This is a genomic window from Photobacterium lutimaris (genome assembly GCF_003025555.1).
GTDB lineage: Bacteria > Pseudomonadota > Gammaproteobacteria > Enterobacterales > Vibrionaceae > Photobacterium > Photobacterium lutimaris.
In genome coordinates, this window is the sequence record NZ_PYMH01000001.1 from 1,190,324 (window position 1) to 1,207,782 (window position 17,459).

Consider the following 17,459-nt stretch of genomic DNA (forward strand, 5'->3'; position numbering starts at 1 on the left):
AATCAACAACAACAGGACATCTGACCTGTTGAGTTAGCTAATTTAAAGGTGAGAAAATAATCAACTGCATCTTGCGGATGAACTTACCCTGCTAAATCGAGTCTTAATTTTCATATTTAACTGTTTCATTTAAGGAAAATACCCCCATGTTGACAACGACTTTCCAACGCCTTCAATCGCACCTGAATACCCAGGTCATAGGTCAACCGAATCTTGTTAAACAGTTAATGATCGCACTCCTTGCCGATGGCCATATATTGGTAGAAGGCCCTCCAGGGTTGGCAAAAACACGCGCTGTAAAAGTGCTGTCTGATAGCATCGAGGGAAACTTCCACCGCATTCAATTTACCCCTGATCTATTACCTGCTGACTTGACGGGGACTGACATTTTTCGCCCTGAAACCGGCGACTTCACCTTTCAGCCGGGTCCCATCTTCAATGCCTTGTTGCTGGCCGATGAAATCAACCGCGCACCGGCCAAAGTACAAGCCGCAATGCTCGAAGCCATGGCAGAAAAGCAAATCACTGCAGGACGTAAAACCTATCACCTCCCTGAGCTCTTTCTGGTCATGGCGACTCAGAACCCTATTGAACAAGAAGGAACCTACCCCCTACCGGAGGCGCAGCTTGACCGTTTCTTACTGCAGCTTAATGTTGATTACCCTGACGAAAACAGCGAGTTGGAAATCCTCAGGCTTAACAGAGGTGAAGCCTTGGGCATTACCGCCGAAGAAACGGTACAAGTTACCCAGGCAGAAATTTTTGCGGCGCGTAAAGAAGTGCTCAATATCCATATGGCTGAAGAAGTCGAGCAGTACATCATTCGCTTGATTATGGCCACACGCCATCCCCACCGTTATAGTGAACAACTCGCCAATTGGCTGCAAATGGGTGTCAGCCCACGTGCTACCCTTGCACTTGACCGTTGTGCCCGCTCACATGCTTGGCTAAATGGCCGGGACTTTGTCACGCCTGAAGATGTACAACTGATGGCGTACCCTGTACTCCGTCACCGCTTGCTACTTAGTTATGAAGCACAAGCCGAAGCCATATCACCCGATACCATCGTTGAGCAGTTAATTTCACAGGTTGCCTGCGCATGAGTTCACAGGAATTGACTCCAACACTACCTGCCCATAGTGATGGCGTTAACCTTTGTTTGGCTGAGCTTCTGCAATACAAGAATCAGTCAGTACGATGGTTACCGCCCGCACAAAGTGTTTGGTCACAACTTAATGGCCAGCATCAGAGCCGTCAAAAAGGCCGCGGCATGAACTTTGCCGAAGTTCGTCCCTATCAGGCAGGTGATGATATACGCGCTATTGACTGGCGCGTAACGGCACGTACCGGTAAAACCCACACCAAACTGTTTACCGAAGAACGCGAGCAACCCGTTATGCTGCTGATTGATGTCAGCCCCAGTATGAAATTTGGTACGCAGTTATTGTTGAAATCGGTGCAAGCGGCCCATTTTTCGAGTTTACTGAGCTGGCTGGCAGTGAGTGCACAAGACAGGATCGGCGCTATCGTATTCAACGGAAACCGCTTGTTCGAGTGTAAGCCAACAGCGCGCCAGCAAGGACCTCTGACGGTTATCAATGCTATGATTGATGCCCATCAAGTTGATGGCGATAAAGACTTTAATGAAAATCGCCTGAGCTTTTCTGATGCACTCAAACATCTCCATCACCTTTGCCCGAAAGGGAGTGAAATAGTCGTTCTGAGTGATTTCTATCAGCTGCAATCAAAAGACAAACGACGATTAAGCCAACTCAGGCAGCATAACCGGTTACAATTCGTTCAGCTCTTTGATCCACTTGAATTTGGCCATACCGCATTCAATGGCACCGAATTCGTTACCGATGATCAACGGGCAACGTGGCTTGACTTTTCAGCCAAGAAGACCCGCGATAGCCTGAGTCAGCAGTATCAAGAACACCAACACTTCATACAAGATATGTGTAAAAGCTTAGCCATTCCGTTGCATCACCTCTCTGCAGCCCAAACCCTGATGGATCAACTCGGTCATTCCGGATTTAAAGGAAACAAAGGAGGGACACATGGCTGACACAACTATGCCTGCGTTGCCGCTTGCAGATATCCACCTACCAGAAACACCGGGGATATGGCCCCTTGCTTGGGGATGGTGGGTCGCTTTTTTGCTGACAGCCATCACTTTAACCTACCTGACATTGTTTATTCTCAGGCGTCGTCGTCAAAACTTAGCCAGACGAGAAGCATTAAACCGATTGGCAATATTGAAATCCCCCGCCGATTTCAATCAGCTAAACCTGCTATTGCGCCAGGTCGCAATGTCGTACCACTCCCGGACAGAGGTCGCGGGCTTAACCGGACAATCATGGCTTTCTTTTCTTGATCTCCACCTAGAGGAAAAGGACCGTGGCTTCACCCGTTTGTCTGAGGTTTGGCAGCAAGGACTGTTTTCCCCTATCCCACTTGAAAAAGAACAGTTTTCTATGTGTTATCAACAAGCCAAAAAATGGATACGTAAAGCTAACTTCAACAGTATGCCAGACGTATCCAAGGAGTCTGGTAATGTTTGAATTGACATGGCTTTGGGCTTTTATACTGCTCCCACTGCCTATTGCCGTTTATTTTTTGAGCAAGCCTAATGCTCAACCTTCAGCGATTAGACTGCCCAAGCTACCTACTGGGCTTGGAAAGAAAGCAACAGTAAGCCGTTGGTTAGTGGTATTAATAGCCATAGCCTGGATTAGCTTGATCACCGCACTCTCGCGACCCGCTTGGTACGGAGATCCGGTTGAGATCAACCCAGATCACCGTGATATGATGCTGGCTGTCGACTTGTCCGGATCCATGTCGATCAAAGATATGATCACTGACAATGGTGAAGCCATTGACCGGTTAACCGCTGTCAAAGATGTACTTCACCATTTCATTGGTAAACGCAGTGGGGATCGCCTTGGATTAGTTTTATTTGCCAACCATGCCTACTTGCAGACACCACTTACCTTTGATCGTGACACAGTCCAGCAGCAGCTTGACCGAACCGTATTAGGGCTCATTGGTCAAAGCACCGCAATTGGTGAAGGGTTAGGAATCGCAACTAAAACCTTTATTGACAGCGAGGCACCTCAGCGGGTCATTGTTTTACTCAGCGATGGTGCCAATACCGCTGGTGTGATTGAACCTTTGGAAGCAGCGGAGCTTGCGGCAAGAAGTGACGTCACTATTTATACCGTTGGCGTGGGTGCAGAAGAGATGGAGCAGCGTACCTTCTTTTCAACCCGTACCGTTAACCCCTCCCAGGATCTCGACGAAAGGATGCTAACCCGAATTGCGGAAATGACCGGAGGGCAATACTTCCGAGCTCGAAACCCGCAGGAGTTAGAGCAAATTTACCAAATGATTGATCAACTGGAGCCCATCAATACGGCCCAACAAACATGGCGACCACGTGAGGAATTATTCCGTTTTCCTTTGGCTCTTTCGCTACTACTTTCAGTCATCATCGTTGTTATGAGAAAGCGTAATGGTTAGTTTTACTTTCCTATATCCCTATTGGTTGATCGCCCTGATCCCACTGGGGCTAATACTGCCTTGGTTAGCCAAGAAGAATCGTAAGCAAGGGCTTATCGCCCCCCATTTGGCTGAAAAGCTCGGTTTATCGAACAAAACGCAAACCCGAATAGCCTTACCGGCTATTGGTATATTGTGGACTCTCGCTGTTCTGGCTCTTGCAGGGCCAAGCTGGCAAAAGTCTCCACTTCCTGCGTTTAGCTTATCCGGCGCACGCGTCTTAGTCATGGATATGTCACGCTCGATGTATGCCGACGACATCGTACCCAATCGTCTTAACCAAGCTCGGTTTAAAGCCCTTGATCTGTTACCAGGCTGGAAAGAAGGCAGCACAGGTTTGGTTACGTATGCCGCTGATGGCTACATCGTCAGTCCACTGACCAAAGACAGTTCGACCCTTGCAAGTCTGATCCCCCACTTATCGCCTGACATTATGCCTATTCAAGGCAGTAATGCGGCAACAGGTATTCAAGAGGCAATTAACTTGTTAAAGCAGGCGGGTCATCAGCAAGGTGATATTATTTTAATCACCGACGGCCTAAGCAATACAGAAAGTAGCGATAGCAGGAAGCTTCTCGATGATAACCAGTATCGACTTTCAATCTTAGCCGTGGGAACGACCCAAGGTGCTCCTATCCGGCTACCTGATGGCACACTACTGACTAACGCCAACGGTAAAACCGTGATAGATAAACTGGAAGTCGCCCCATTACGTGAGTTGGCTCTTCGGACTGGTGGCCTATTTCAGATCTCTCAGCCAACAGACCGTGATATCGACAGCCTTATCAAAGCGACTGAAAAACCGATCAGTAATAACAATACAGATGCGAGTAAAGAGTTAGAAGAGCGAATAAACGGTGGCTTTTGGTTATTAATACCCATTGTGCTTCTGGCACTACTCGGTTTTCGTCGAGGTGTTATCCTTACTACGGTATTCATTCTTACCCCTGTTGATCATGCCTTTGCGGAAAGTTGGTCTACCCCCTTCACCAACAGCGACAATTTAGGGTATGAGTTGTTCGAGAAAGGGAGCTATGCGGAAGCCGCTGAACAATTTTCTTCGCCAGCGTGGAAAGGTGCAGCTCAATATCGTGCAGGTGACTATGAGAATGCCATAGATACTCTTTCACCTCTTTCGGATCAGCAGTCGCAATACAACCTTGCCAATGCTTATGCACAGTCTGGTCAGTTTGATAAGGCTGAAGCCTTGTATCAATCAATATTGGAACAGAGTCCAGATCATCAGGATGCCCAAAAGAACTTATCATTGGTCAACGCATTGAAGCAGCAGCAAGAAAACCAGCAACAGGATAGTAATTCGCAACAAGATAGCCAACAATCTCAGTCTGATCAAAGCCAGTCTCAGCAACAACAAAACCAACAGGGAACGTCATCAAGCAACCAACAAGATATGCAGGAAGGAAATCAGAACTCTGAACCACAGGATCAGCAACAGAATCAGGAAAATCGAGATTCTGAGCCCGAGCAAGGGCAAGATCCAAACCAGTCCAATAGTTCCCAGCAGGATAGTCAGCAACAGCAAGGTGCACAAGAGCAGACTCAGGAACAAAAACAATCGCAACAAGATCAAAGGCAATCACGACAGAGCCAAGAAAATGAGCTCAACCAGCAACAGGCGCAACCCTCAAGTTCTCAGGATCAGTCCGAAGAACAGCCAGTACAAGCTGAACGCAATGCCGAAGGTGATCAAGAAGAGAGTGATGACAATCCTAGCTCAATGTCAGCTTTGGCATCTGATGAGGAAGCACCAGAGAGTGTCACCGCCAGCGATCCCGTATTGAAAAAATTAGAACAAGTGCCCAACGATACCAGCGCACTGATTCGTGCCCAGCTCATCTTGCAAGCTAGAGAAAAACAAGTACCTGACGCAACAGAAAACTCATGGTAAATATATGATCATTAATAGTATGTTTAACAATTATCAATATTCATCCCTTTGCCAACATTGGCTTAAAGGGCTGTTTCTTAGCTGGCTTTTTGCCTTTTCAACGCCTTCTTTCGCAGCTCAAGCTGTTGCAACGGTTTCCAAGAATATTGTCGGCGTTAACGAAGTGTTTCAGCTCACGATTAATGTCGATGATAACGTCAATACCAACGCACTCGACCTCAGCAATCTTGATGTCCATTTCAATTACGGCACACCGTCAGTGAGCAGCGGTACTAGCTTTGTTAATGGTGTCGTAACGCGACAGACCGAATGGAAAATAGCCGTTGCAGCCAAGGAAGTTGGTGAGTTTACGATCCCCAGCTTTCGTCTTGGTGCCAGCCAGACTGATCCAATTAAGATGACGGTGCTGAAGTCTGCAAACAAATCTGCTTCCTCCCCCTCGAAGCCCGAAATAAAAATTGATGCTGAAAGTAACAAAGATCAACTGTATGTCGGTGAAAGTTTTCGCTATACGGTAAGAATTCGCATTGGTGAACAAATGAGCCAAGCGGCACTGCAAGCACCTTCCGGTGACGGCCTCAACGTTAGACAGATCGGGGAAGATAGACAGGTCGAAACGGTACTTAATGGCCGACGCTATCTAATCATTACTCGTGATTATCAAATTACCGCCAACAATGCGGGTGACATCCTGCTACGTGGTGCAAAATTTACCGGCAACCTTATTAAGGGGAACCGCGGGTTTGGCTCCACTCTTCAAATTCCATTTGAACAACAAGCCGATGACTTGAGTTTATCGGTTTTAGCGAAGCCCGCTGACTACAAAGGACTATGGTTACCAACTGAAGCTCTTGAACTGGAGCAGCAATGGCAGCCTGATGTCCAAGAAATGGAAGTCGGCGAGCCAATCAGCCGAACCATTACCTTAAGAATCAAAAATGCTGAGCAAAGCAGCTTACCCAATCTCAACTTGCAATACCCAAACTCCGTCCGTGTTTATAATGAGAACCCGGTATACGGCAGTGACAATGAATTCACCTCGATGACCATCAAACAGGTGATCATTCCCCGTCAAGCCGGTGAGATCAGCCTGCCTGCATTATCTATTAACTGGTGGAATACCGCGACGTCAAAACAAGAAACGAGTAACATCGATGGCTTAACATTAAGCGTTCTGCCAGGAGATCCAAACTCCCAAGCATTCTTACCACCGCAAGTTCTACAGCCAGAGAATGCCGTGCCTACGGACAACAACGTTCAAACAGAGATCATTCGAGACAGTGGTTGGTGGCCATGGCTGAGTTTGTGTCTTGCCATACTGTGGCTTACTACGCTTATCTTGTTGTTTATTGAAAAATACAAACGCAAACAACAGCCTCGCAACCTAATCTCTGCTCAGGTTAAACAGCCACTTTCACCGGTGGAAGGCATGATTCAAGCGTTAGATCAAGATCAGCCGATTCAATTGCAAAGCTACTTCCAACAATGGTTAAAGCACTCCCCTAACCACCCGCAACATGACGAGCTACATAAGGCGATACAAAATGTCATGCAATGTGCTTACAGCAAAGATAAAAGCCAGAAAAAAGAGACAATCAAGAGAGATGCGCTATTAATTATGCAGGAACTGAATAAAACAACCATTAGGGATGTAAATGCTAAGTCAAGTGCTCTTGAGCCAATAACCCCACAATAACAGCACTTTACCGCCCACAAAGCCCACCTTTCGGTGGGTTTTTTAACATCCAGCCTATCCTTGCATTTTCCGTTCTTAACAACCCGCCACTTCGGTCCCAATAGAATTAAAGACTTCACACGAAGCAGAAATAAGTTGTTAAATTCAGGTGAATCAAAAGTTTCTTTAATAGGTGGTGGAAATATGCAAGAATTCCTGTTACAAAATGTATCGCTAGCAAGATTTAATGCTTAGCGTCAAAACTATAAATATGCAGGATGTATTATGAACCAAACACAACCCTTTCTAGCCCGAGTTGCAAATGGAAGCCTGGTCGTACAAATACTCGTTGGTATTGTCGCCGGTGTTCTTCTTGCACTACTCGCCCCCGATTCAGCCGTTAAAGTCGGTTTACTCGGCGGTTTATTCGTCAGCGCACTAAAAGCCGTTGCTCCAATCTTGGTCTTCATTTTGGTTGCCTCTTCAATTGCCAACCAGAAGAAAGGCGCACATACCAACATGAAGCCGATCATTGTGCTGTATCTATTCGGTACTTTAATGGCCTCATTGACTGCCGTAACCATGAGTTTCCTTTTCCCTACCACTTTAACTCTGGTAACGGGTGCAACGGGTGCAACGCCACCTGAAGGTATCGCCGAAGTATTGAATACACTACTGTTCAAGATCGTTGATAACCCAGTTAACGCCCTGATGTCTGGCAACTTTATTGGTATCTTGGCGTGGGCTATTGCCCTTGGCTTTGCCCTTCACCAAGCCAGTGATGCAACCAAACAGGTTTTCCACGACGTGTCTAACGGCATTACACTTATCGTTCGTTTTGTGATCCGTCTGGCACCTATCGGTATTTTTGGTCTAGTCGCCAACACCTTCGCTGAAACAGGATTCGACGCGCTGTTCGGCTACGGACACCTTCTTGCGGTGCTTTTGGGCTCGATGGCAGTGATTGCCTTTGTTGTTAACCCAATCATTGTTTTCGTCAAAACGAAACAAAACCCTTACCCGCTAGTTCTTCGCTGTATCCGCGAAAGTGGTATTACCGCCTTCTTCACCCGTAGTTCAGCCGCAAACATTCCAGTGAACATGCAGCTCTGTAAAGATCTCGATTTGCATGAAGATACTTACTCAGTTTCTATCCCTCTGGGTGCGACTATTAACATGGCAGGTGCAGCAATCACGATTACCGTACTGACGCTAGCCGCTGTACATACTATGGGTATCGAAGTCGATGTTGCGACAGCCGTTCTATTGAGCGTTGTTGCGGCAGTATCAGCGTGTGGTGCATCAGGTGTCGCTGGGGGTTCACTGCTTCTGATCCCATTGGCATGTAGCTTATTCGGAATTCCGAACGATGTTGCGATGCAGGTTGTAGCTGTTGGCTTTATTATCGGTGTTATCCAGGACTCTGCGGAAACAGCCCTTAATAGCTCCACTGACGTTATCTTTACGGCAGCGGCCTGTAAGGCAGCTGAAGCTAAAGTAGAAGCTGCTGATATTAAGGCGGTATAAGCCGACCTTCCTAAGTACCCATAGTTAAAAAAAATCCAGCATCGAAAGATGCTGGATTTTTTATTGAAACCTTACTTGAGGTTATTGGTTTATTTCGAATCCAGGAACAAACACTTCAACACGACGGTTTTGTGCACGTCCCTCTTCATTGTCATTGGTTGCTACTGGCTCTAACTCACCACGTCCCTGGGCTACAATTCGGCTTTCATCGATACCGAAATGATCGCCAACATAACCCGCAACAACTGCCGCACGCTCTTCTGACAGTTTCTGATTATACTCCAATGCGCCTCGGCTATCGGTATGACCGACGACATACAGCTGGGTATCAGGGTATGCGACTAACTGCTTGGCGACAGGTTGAAGCAACTCGATATCTCTTTGAGTCAACTTGTTACTGTCAAAAGCGAATGGCAGAACTGCCCCTACCGGTTCAATTTTCACGACTTCTGGAACCGGCTCAGGCATTGGCTCTGGCTCAGGTTCGATGACAGGAACGGGTGCTGGCGCTCCCCAATGGTAAACCAAGCTCAAACCATAAAAATGCACATCACTTTCACCAGGGGATTCCGTTTTACCGACCTGGTTATAGTACTGGTATTCTGCACGAGCCGATAAGTCATTATTGAAGAAATACTCGACACCAACACCTGCCGTCCCTGCCAAGTTGTTATTGTCGTCATTGACATTGTCATTATCGACAAATGCGACAAACCCACCCAATTTACCGTATAAATCAAACGAGTCAGTCATCTCGTAGGTAAACTTACCTACCAAGTCTATACCTTGAACTTCAAATCCATCACTGTCATAGTCAGCTTGGCCTAAGTAGGTATAACCACCTTCTAACCCAAACCAAGAGTTGACGTTGTAACCAACAAATACACCACCGCCCCAATCATCTTTATCGGCATTTTGGCCTTTAATTACGCCATCTAGATTGTCGTACGTTGTACCACCGACCCGAGCGCCCACATACCATGGATTGTCTGTGGCAGCGTGAACAGCGCCGGATATCAATAGTGCAAGCGGGAGTACCTTGAAGACTTTATTCATAACTAACTGTCCTTATTTTATTATTTACCACTACCAAATAAGGTTTAGAACAAAGAACAGCTTTTGTACAAATATAGATAACAAAATTCTTCAATAAAAAGAGCAAATAACGTGATTTTTTTGTGTTGGAACGTCACCTCTCCGCACATTAAGTTGTCAATCGTGGCGTGCATTTAAACATCTGTTTAAAAATCGTGCCCAAAGACAGGCTAAGCCTAAAAAAAACACCACAAAAATTCACCGATCCTAATAGCCTTACTCTTTTTCGGTTTTCAATGTGATCTATGCACAGTAAAATCGAGTAAACTAGAGACTAAAATTTAACGACGCGCATTCATATGAAAGAACAAGTTAACCCGCATGATCATCGCCCCGCTTTTTCAGTAGGTATTATTGGCGGTGGCATAGCAGGCTCAACCATTGCGATGCGTTTGGCTGAGTTGGGTATTCACGTCGAGATTTTTGAAGAAGGTGCAAGCCTTGTCAACGGTCCCCCTATCTGCCACCTTCATGCAGGAGGTAATCTCTATCGTGAAATTCCAGATGAACAATGCATTACTCTACTACGGCAATCTATTGACTCACTTAAAGTGTTTCCCCACACAGTGAATGTCCGTCCTACCGTTATCGCCGTGCCTAAGCATGACACCGGCAACCCAAATGCTTTATTACCTCGCTTGGAAAAATTGCAGCAAATATATACTCAACTAGTCGCATTGGATCCCGCTAACCGAGTTATCGGTGATCCTGAACATTATTTCAAACTCTATGACAAAAAAGATTTACAGGCTTTGTCATCACAAGACATTCCCGAGCAACCGACTCACTTTGACGACTGGATGATCCCTGTCGCTAAAAATCTAGAACTCGACAAGTTCAAGTTTCCATTGGTGTTGGTACAAGAATACGGCTGGAGTGTTTTCCGCCTCGCAGCTACAGCCAATCTCGCACTGGAAACATTAGACACTTGCCAGATCAACACCCAAAGCAAAGTGACTCACGTGGCGCAGCAAACCGATCAACGCTGGGAAATTGAATACCAGCAATACGATAGCTCCCACCATGATCACATTACTCGCCGAATCCAAGTCGACTACCTGATTAATGCGTGTGGCTTCCAAACCGGTGAAATTGACGATATGGCGGAACAAAAGCGACATCGCTTAGTGGAGTTTAAGGCCGCCTACGTAACTCAATGGCCTGACAGCCAAGGCTATTGGCCTGAGGTTATCTTCCATGGTGAGCGTGGTACCCCAGACGGCATGGCACAACTCACACCATACCCTGGCGGATACTTTCAGCTCCACGGCATGACTGAAGAAATCACTCTCTTCAAACAAGGGCTAGCCAAAAGTACATCCAATAGTGCCCAGCCAAGGCTAGATCATGGCTTTATTAAAAAAATAAAGTCTGGTTGGGACAAAAAAGAAATCGAAATACGCTCAAACCGCGCGATTAAGCATATGTCTCGTTTTGTCCCTAACTACAAAACAGCCAATGTTGGTGGGAAACCGCTTTTTGGTGCTCAACAAATTCCTGGAGATGATATTACCCTGCGTGCCGCTGATGTTTCCTTCGCGGGCAAGCGTTATGCCCGTACCGAGATCGTCAAAGCATCTTCTGCCCTTTCAGCGGCGAACAGTATTGTTGAGCAGCTACAATCTGCAGGCTTATATCACGCGCAGGTTAACAATGTGGCAGTGGAACAATCCTTTCCTGTGACACGGTCACTTTCTGCAGAAGAAATCGAGCAGTACGCTGTAAAACTCGCCCATGAGCGTGGCTACCCAGAAGCATTAGCAAGAACATTATCAATTGAATTGGACGATTAAACGCGTGCCTGCTGATAATATGCTGGGGCATTTCGGTGCCCCACGATGCGCTTGTACCACTGCAACCTTGTACTATCTCCGTTAGCTAATTAACATAAATAAAGATCAGTAAGATATTTCCAGTCCGTGGTATTAATTGCCGGAATAAAACACTGCTAGCCAAATCGTATCCTGATCCGGATCGGTCCATGACACACGGTGACGTTGGTGGGCAGGGATATTAAGATGATCGCCCGCCTCCATATAGACCTCACGCCTCCCCTCTTCAAACATGAGGGTAGCACGCCCCTTCATCACCATAACCCACTCGCTTTCATCTTGATCGTACCAATCCCCTTCAGGAGTCACATGGCCACGAGAGACTATACGCTCAACCCTCACCGCATCTGTGTTCAGAATATCTTGAAACAGTTCATCAGGTAACGACGACGGAATCGCACTAAACAGATTGTCCATATACACTCCAAAAAAAGAGGCGAGCCTTAAGCCCGCCTCTTTTCACTATCTTAATTCGGTCTTGGGATTTCGATTTCAATGCGTTGATTCAGTAAATCCAACTCATGCTCAAGTGCGGCAAGCTGAGCCTGCTCTCCTTCAACAACTTTTAACCGAGTATCGTACTTATCACAATCAGCTTGTGATACCCAATTCCAACTGGTTCCAGATTTAAACTCATCACAAGCTTGCTTGAACTCAGCGGCTATCTGCTGTGCTTTCTTGACATCGGTCTTCGCAGACATGATTTGCTTCTGCAGTAATAACTGCTGCTGATAAAGAGCTTTGGAATTATCCAATACTGCTTTTTGCTGCTCAGCGGTACTGGTGAGTTTGACAACCTGTGTGTCGAGTTTCTTCTTCTTCACCACCAGCGTTTTCTGCTCAGTCGTCAACGCTGCGATTTGCTGCTTGAATTGCGCTTTCTGATCGTCAATCACTTGCTGAGATGCTATCAACTCGGTACGAACCTGCTCAATCTCAAGAGCACTTTGTGTTTGAAATTGCTCGAACTTCAATTCAAGGGCTGTTTTATCAGCGGCCAATTGCTGGTTTATTAATTGAAGTTCTGCGAACTCTTCTGGGCTCGGGCTAGGTGAACGATGCCAAACAGCGGTTGTTAGTAAACCTCCAACCACCAAACCTGCGACTAATGATAATTTCCAAGATCCCATATCACAATATCCATAAAGTTCGGTAAATAGTCCCTTTACTGAAGAGCAATACAGCCTTGTACGCCATCAACCTATCTATAAGCAAGGGAAAGAAACAACCCTTAGTACTGATAGATAAGCTACCAGTATAGAGAAAACTAATGTCAGACTTAAATCAAATTTTCACAAATTCATATATATATCCAAGCAACTGAGGAAGCTATATATGGCCTGACGAACATGACTACTGCAAATTCAACGTCAAATCACCCGGTTTGATCCAACCCGCTTTCCTGAACAACTCAGAAAATGCAAGGGTTAGCATCGCCGGCAATACAAGATGCATCAATAAGATCACGCTGTACATTGTCATGCTGTCCCAGCCTGCGCCTTCAAGGGCTATAAAGCTCTGTATTTGGCCAACAAAGCCTGATGTTCCCATTCCGGCACCTAGAGGGGTATTTTCTAACTTAAAGATAGTCGTTGCAATTGGCCCAAGAATGGCGGAGGCCAAGATCGTCGGGATCCAGATTCTATAATTCTTAATAATGTTCGGCATTTGCAGCATAGATGTTCCTAACCCCTGCGCCATCACTCCCGCCCAGCGGTTCTCTCGAAAGCTCATGACCGCAAAACCAACCATTTGAACACAACACCCTACCGTCGCAGCACCAGCGGCAAGACCGTTAAGGCTTAGCATAATGGCGATAGCAGCACTGCTGATAGGAAGAGTTAACGCCATCCCCATCAATACCGCAACCACAGCTCCCATCAAAAGTGGCTGTAATAGCGTTGCTGACATGATGAGGTCACCAAGCGATGTCATGAACTGTCCGATATAGGGGCCTATCAACGTCCCTACCAAGACACCACTGACCATAGTGATGGCTGGCGTGACCAGTATATCGACCTTAGTTTCATTGGCGACCAGCTTACCAAGCTCCGTGGCAATCAACGCCGAGACAAATGCCCCTACAGGACCACCGAGCATCGCGCCTGCCGCTCCAACCGTTGTTACTGAAAACATCACCAATGGTGGTGCTTTTAGGGCATAGGCCACTGCAACAGCAATGGCGGGGCCTGTCATTTGCTTCGCCAATGGCCAAAGGGTGTCGGTAAACAACGGGATTGAGAGTTTGATCCCGACGGTATTCAATATCGAGCCAATGAGAAGTGAGGAAAATAAACCCAGCGCCATAAAGCTCATCGCATGGATGAAATAGGTTCGCGGTGAAAGTGTCACCCCTTTTCGTTGAAAAAAAGCATGGCACTGAGAATAGAAAGTCGCAGGCTGGATATTTGACATGGTTACATCATAATTTGGTTTCAAAAAGCACAAGCGTGCAATTCTATCCCTACCTAGCAAGGATGCAACAAAATCTGACAATAACGCCGAATCGTGTTCACCTTGCTCAGCCGGGTGTACTTCACAAAAAAACTGGCCTCGCTCATTTACATCTGCAAGTAAGTGCTTCGCCCGTCGTATATCAAAGCGCCTGCCAACAATGATATTTGGGTCAGTGTCGAACCTGCCCTATGGTTTCGATTATTGTTGTGCACTTTTTGAGGCTTAATTACGATGAACCCCCTTCTTTTACCGCCATGCATACAGCTGAGTTCTTTGTCATCATTAATCTTATTTGCAATCAGCCCCTTTAATCCTGCGTTTGCATCAAGCGCCATACACCAAGATCTTATGCACGCAAGGAGCATTGACATACAAACCTTAGCACTTAATGATGCGTTCCAAGATCAGCTACATCACTATTTTGCCAGTGAAAAACTGGATGGGATCAGAGCCATTTGGACCGGAACATCGCTGGTCACCCGTCAAGGTAATCCAATCATTGCCCCACCTTGGTTTGTTGATGTCTTACCCAATAACACCTGGTTAGAAGGGGAGCTCTGGGTTGGCCGTCAGCAATTTCAGCTGGTCAGCAGTATTGTTCGCGACCAGAAGCCCAACGAGAAAGAGTGGCAGAAAGTAAAGTTTATGGTATTTGACTCTCCTTCCATGGACACACCATTTGAAGCAAGGCTGAACGCCCTTGAAATGCACATTCAATCCATAAACCAGCCACACATACAATTACTCCCACAATATGAAATCACCAATGCATCTGAGTTAGAGCATCTTCAAGAGACGATTGAAGACCAAAAGGGCGAAGGGATTATGCTGCACCGTAAAGACAACCTGTACCAACCGGGACGTAATCACCAACTCATAAAGATAAAAACCTACCAAGATAGTGAAGCTGTCGTTGTGGGGTATGAACCAGGGAAAGGTAAATATCACGGGCTGATGGGAGCCGTTTGGGTTATGACACCGGAAAATAAGAAATTTAAGATTGGCACAGGCTTTAGTGATCTCGACAGACAATCGCCACCGGCTCTGGGTTCAATCATTCATTACCGGTTTAATGGTTATACTGACAGTGGAATACCTCGTTTTGCGCGTTATCTGCGCGTACGTCGTAGTCCTGACTCATAAAAACCCATAAAGCACAAAAAAGTACTACTCCCCCGCTACTGAGAGTAGTACGTGAAAATGTGTACCACCTGCTACAAGCTTCTTCCTTATAATATTGTCAGATTGCCTTTTTGACACAGCACAATCCTTGCCAATTTTTAGCTATCTAACAATCAATAGCTTATATCTAAAAGTAAACATACATTGCCTCAGCGCAGTGAACACTTGCACCAAACTAAAACATTGCTTAAGCCACCAGATGAAAACAAAACGACCTCAACAATAAAAAAATTATTATTTAATCATCAAAAAATGCAATGAAGAGCCCCACATCCAATTAGTTCGCACTCTAACGATTTAACAGGCCATTACAACCGATTAAACTTAGTAATCTAAACATAAAGTTCGATTATATTCAGTGCCTTAAAAACAAAAAACCTCATAAAAAGCCGCTCACTTAACATTATCAATCAAAGTATTAAATACACCACATTAGTTACATGAATCTGAGTGCCTTTTCACATTAGAATTAGTCATTTTACTCATTGGCATTTTCTCGCCATATTCCCGATCAGCGACAATTCTTGCGGCTTTCTCTGCTGCCAACATTGCCCGAACAACTATATACCCAAGCGTTCCCAAACGACTCACAGCGGCTTGGGTACTTCATCATTCTACTGTTTATCATTTTTTAAACGGTAACTATTAACTTTGCTTTTGGAGATCACTGTAGTGATTGAGCACGCTACAACGCCTGTAAAGAGCCCAGTATGGGTTCCAATATTAGGTCTGACTATTTTTGCCGTTGCCTCAGGGTATTTCATGAGTGTGCTGCCTCTGACGTTGGCCAGCCACCAGATACCCAATGTCGCAGCCGGTTGGCTAGCAAGCATATACTATTTCGGTTTGCTTGCTGGTGCCATGCTCATTGAACCTGTAATTAAAAAAGTAGGTCACCGAATTGCATTTATGGGGTTCGTTGGAATCCTTGCTTCTTCAGTCGCTTTCATGGGCCTGACTTCAACACTCGGCCTTTGGATGGCAAGCCGGTTCGTCGCAGGTTTTGCGGTTGCCGGGATCTTTGTTGTGATTGAATCATGGCTACTGATTGGCGATAGCAAAGAAGAGCGAGCAAAAAACCTCGGCCTTTATATGACGTCATTGTATGGTGGCACAACAGTCGGTCAGTTTGGTATAGGGCTTATTGGTGCCAGTGGTGCATTGCCATTTATTGCTACGGTCACTTTGCTGATCGTCGCTATGATTCCGGCAATGACCGCCAAACAGGCAAATCCTGCTCAAGAAGAGCATGTAAGCCTGAGCTTTCAGCAAATCATGGCTCTGAGCAAACCAGCATTAATTGGCTGTCTGGTATCAGGTATTGTAATGGGCTCTATCTATGGCTTATTACCGCTTGCACTAAAAGCAGCAACCAACAATCTTGAACAAGTAGGTAGCTTAATGGCGGCAACGGTACTAGGAGGTATGAGTATTCAACCTGTACTTAGTAAACTGTCCTATCGTATGCCTAAAACACTGCTATTGGCATTGATGAGCCTATTGGGTGTATTTGCCATGGGCTTGGTTCACCTCGATAACAGCTTCGGGGTTCAAATTGTGGCTTTGGCTTTGCTGGGTATGTCAGCGTTTGCGCTCTACCCAATTGCTATTACACTCGCTTGTGATGGATTGGAGTCGGCTTCGATCGTGTCTGCTACGCAGATTATGCTGTTTAGTTACAGTGTAGGGTCGGCTTTTGGTCCTGTTGTCGCGAATTACTTGATGCATACTGAAACAGGACTGACAGGCTTTTTCTTTGCGGTGCTACTTGCAACAGCCATGTACATGTTAATGGTGAGTTTGCGAACCAAGCCAACAGCATTGGCTCAATAGCATTTTAAGAGAAGATAGAAAAAGAGCGGGCGCGACTTTCGTCGCGCCCTTTGGTCTTACATGCAGCAATCCGGCTACTATGGTGCTCCCTGCATCATTCCTTGATAAAGCTGTATCCTTCAGCGCTTCCCTTGTATATCCGTCCTGGATATGTCCTTTTGGTCTCGCCTTGACCCGTCGATTCTTCCTGTCTCGACTCTCTTCTCCATCCTGGAGGTGTCCCTAACTTCATCCTGAAGTGGTCCATTTAGGTCGTCCTGACTAGTAAGTATCCTACTTACTGTATCGCTTCCGTTCGATGTTCCCTTCACAGTCCTTGTCCGATAAATCATCCTGATCCACCGCCCTCATCCTGAGGTTGCCAACATCCTTGGCCGCTTTCCTGTTC

The 17,459-nt window shown here is 46.1% G+C and carries 14 protein-coding genes; 10 read left to right on the forward strand and 4 right to left on the reverse strand.

All coding sequences use genetic code 11. The features are described 5' to 3' along the window. Positions 1 to 146: 146 nt before the first annotated feature. The 7 genes from C9I99_RS05165 to sstT all read left to right on the forward strand — a co-directional run bounded on the left by C9I99_RS05165 (position 147) and on the right by sstT (position 8,672). The gene (locus C9I99_RS05165) at positions 147 to 1,103 is read left to right on the forward strand and encodes an AAA family ATPase (RefSeq protein ID WP_107347737.1); all 957 of its coding nucleotides are present in this window, start codon (positions 147 to 149) and stop codon (positions 1,101 to 1,103) included. Further along, positions 1,100 to 2,068: a DUF58 domain-containing protein gene (locus C9I99_RS05170; protein ID WP_107347738.1), complete on the forward strand. Its 969-nt coding sequence runs from the start codon at positions 1,100 to 1,102 to the stop codon at positions 2,066 to 2,068. The genes C9I99_RS05165 and C9I99_RS05170 overlap by 4 nt, the downstream gene beginning before the upstream one ends. After that, the gene (locus C9I99_RS05175) at positions 2,061 to 2,564 is read left to right on the forward strand and encodes a DUF4381 domain-containing protein (RefSeq protein ID WP_107347739.1); all 504 of its coding nucleotides are present in this window, start codon (positions 2,061 to 2,063) and stop codon (positions 2,562 to 2,564) included. The genes C9I99_RS05170 and C9I99_RS05175 overlap by 8 nt, the downstream gene beginning before the upstream one ends. Then, positions 2,557 to 3,522: a vWA domain-containing protein gene (locus tag C9I99_RS05180; protein ID WP_107347740.1), complete on the forward strand. Its 966-nt coding sequence runs from the start codon at positions 2,557 to 2,559 to the stop codon at positions 3,520 to 3,522. The genes C9I99_RS05175 and C9I99_RS05180 overlap by 8 nt, the downstream gene beginning before the upstream one ends. Next, positions 3,515 to 5,470: a vWA domain-containing protein gene (locus C9I99_RS05185; RefSeq protein WP_107347741.1), complete on the forward strand. Its 1,956-nt coding sequence runs from the start codon at positions 3,515 to 3,517 to the stop codon at positions 5,468 to 5,470. The genes C9I99_RS05180 and C9I99_RS05185 overlap by 8 nt, the downstream gene beginning before the upstream one ends. A 4-nt stretch (positions 5,471 to 5,474) precedes the next feature. Next, positions 5,475 to 7,166, forward strand: coding sequence for a BatD family protein (locus C9I99_RS05190; protein ID WP_107347742.1), 1,692 nt, complete (start codon positions 5,475 to 5,477; stop codon positions 7,164 to 7,166). Between the two features lie 264 nt (positions 7,167 to 7,430). After that, positions 7,431 to 8,672, forward strand: coding sequence for a serine/threonine transporter SstT (gene sstT / locus C9I99_RS05195; protein ID WP_107347743.1), 1,242 nt, complete (start codon positions 7,431 to 7,433; stop codon positions 8,670 to 8,672). An 81-nt stretch (positions 8,673 to 8,753) separates the two neighbouring features. Here sstT and C9I99_RS05200 read toward each other — a convergent pair whose 3' ends face one another. Further along, a complete protein-coding gene (locus C9I99_RS05200) occupies positions 8,754 to 9,728 on the reverse strand; it encodes an OmpA family protein (protein ID WP_107347744.1) in 975 nt (324 codons plus the stop codon). A 338-nt stretch (positions 9,729 to 10,066) separates the two neighbouring features. On the opposite strand from C9I99_RS05200, the gene C9I99_RS05205 reads away from it, so the two are divergent. Then, on the forward strand, positions 10,067 to 11,560 hold the full coding sequence (locus tag C9I99_RS05205; protein ID WP_107347745.1) for an NAD(P)-binding protein: 1,494 nt from the start codon (positions 10,067 to 10,069) through the stop codon (positions 11,558 to 11,560). A 132-nt stretch (positions 11,561 to 11,692) separates the two neighbouring features. On the opposite strand, the gene C9I99_RS05210 is transcribed toward C9I99_RS05205, so the two are convergent. The 3 genes from C9I99_RS05210 to C9I99_RS05220 form a co-directional block, all read right to left on the reverse strand. Beyond that, the gene (locus C9I99_RS05210; protein WP_107347746.1) at positions 11,693 to 12,016 is read right to left on the reverse strand and encodes a cupin domain-containing protein; all 324 of its coding nucleotides are present in this window, start codon (positions 12,014 to 12,016) and stop codon (positions 11,693 to 11,695) included. A gap of 50 nt (positions 12,017 to 12,066) precedes the next feature. Continuing rightward, positions 12,067 to 12,729: a chromosome segregation ATPase gene (locus C9I99_RS05215; protein WP_107347747.1), complete on the reverse strand. Its 663-nt coding sequence runs from the start codon at positions 12,727 to 12,729 to the stop codon at positions 12,067 to 12,069. A gap of 223 nt (positions 12,730 to 12,952) precedes the next feature. Next, positions 12,953 to 14,014 (reverse strand): PTS sugar transporter subunit IIC, encoded by a 1,062-nt coding sequence (locus C9I99_RS05220; RefSeq protein ID WP_107347748.1) that lies wholly within the window; start codon positions 14,012 to 14,014, stop codon positions 12,953 to 12,955. Positions 14,015 to 14,287: 273 nt separating this feature from the next. Between C9I99_RS05220 and C9I99_RS05225 the strand changes: the two genes are divergently transcribed. Both C9I99_RS05225 and C9I99_RS05230 read left to right on the forward strand, forming a co-directional pair. Continuing rightward, positions 14,288 to 15,199 carry a DNA ligase gene (locus C9I99_RS05225; protein ID WP_107347749.1) on the forward strand — a complete coding sequence of 304 codons (912 nt, stop codon included), beginning with the start codon at positions 14,288 to 14,290 and terminating at the stop codon, positions 15,197 to 15,199. Positions 15,200 to 15,910: 711 nt separating this feature from the next. Next, on the forward strand, positions 15,911 to 17,071 hold the full coding sequence (locus tag C9I99_RS05230) for an MFS transporter (protein ID WP_243734579.1): 1,161 nt from the start codon (positions 15,911 to 15,913) through the stop codon (positions 17,069 to 17,071). The last annotated feature ends 388 nt before the right edge of the window (positions 17,072 to 17,459 follow it).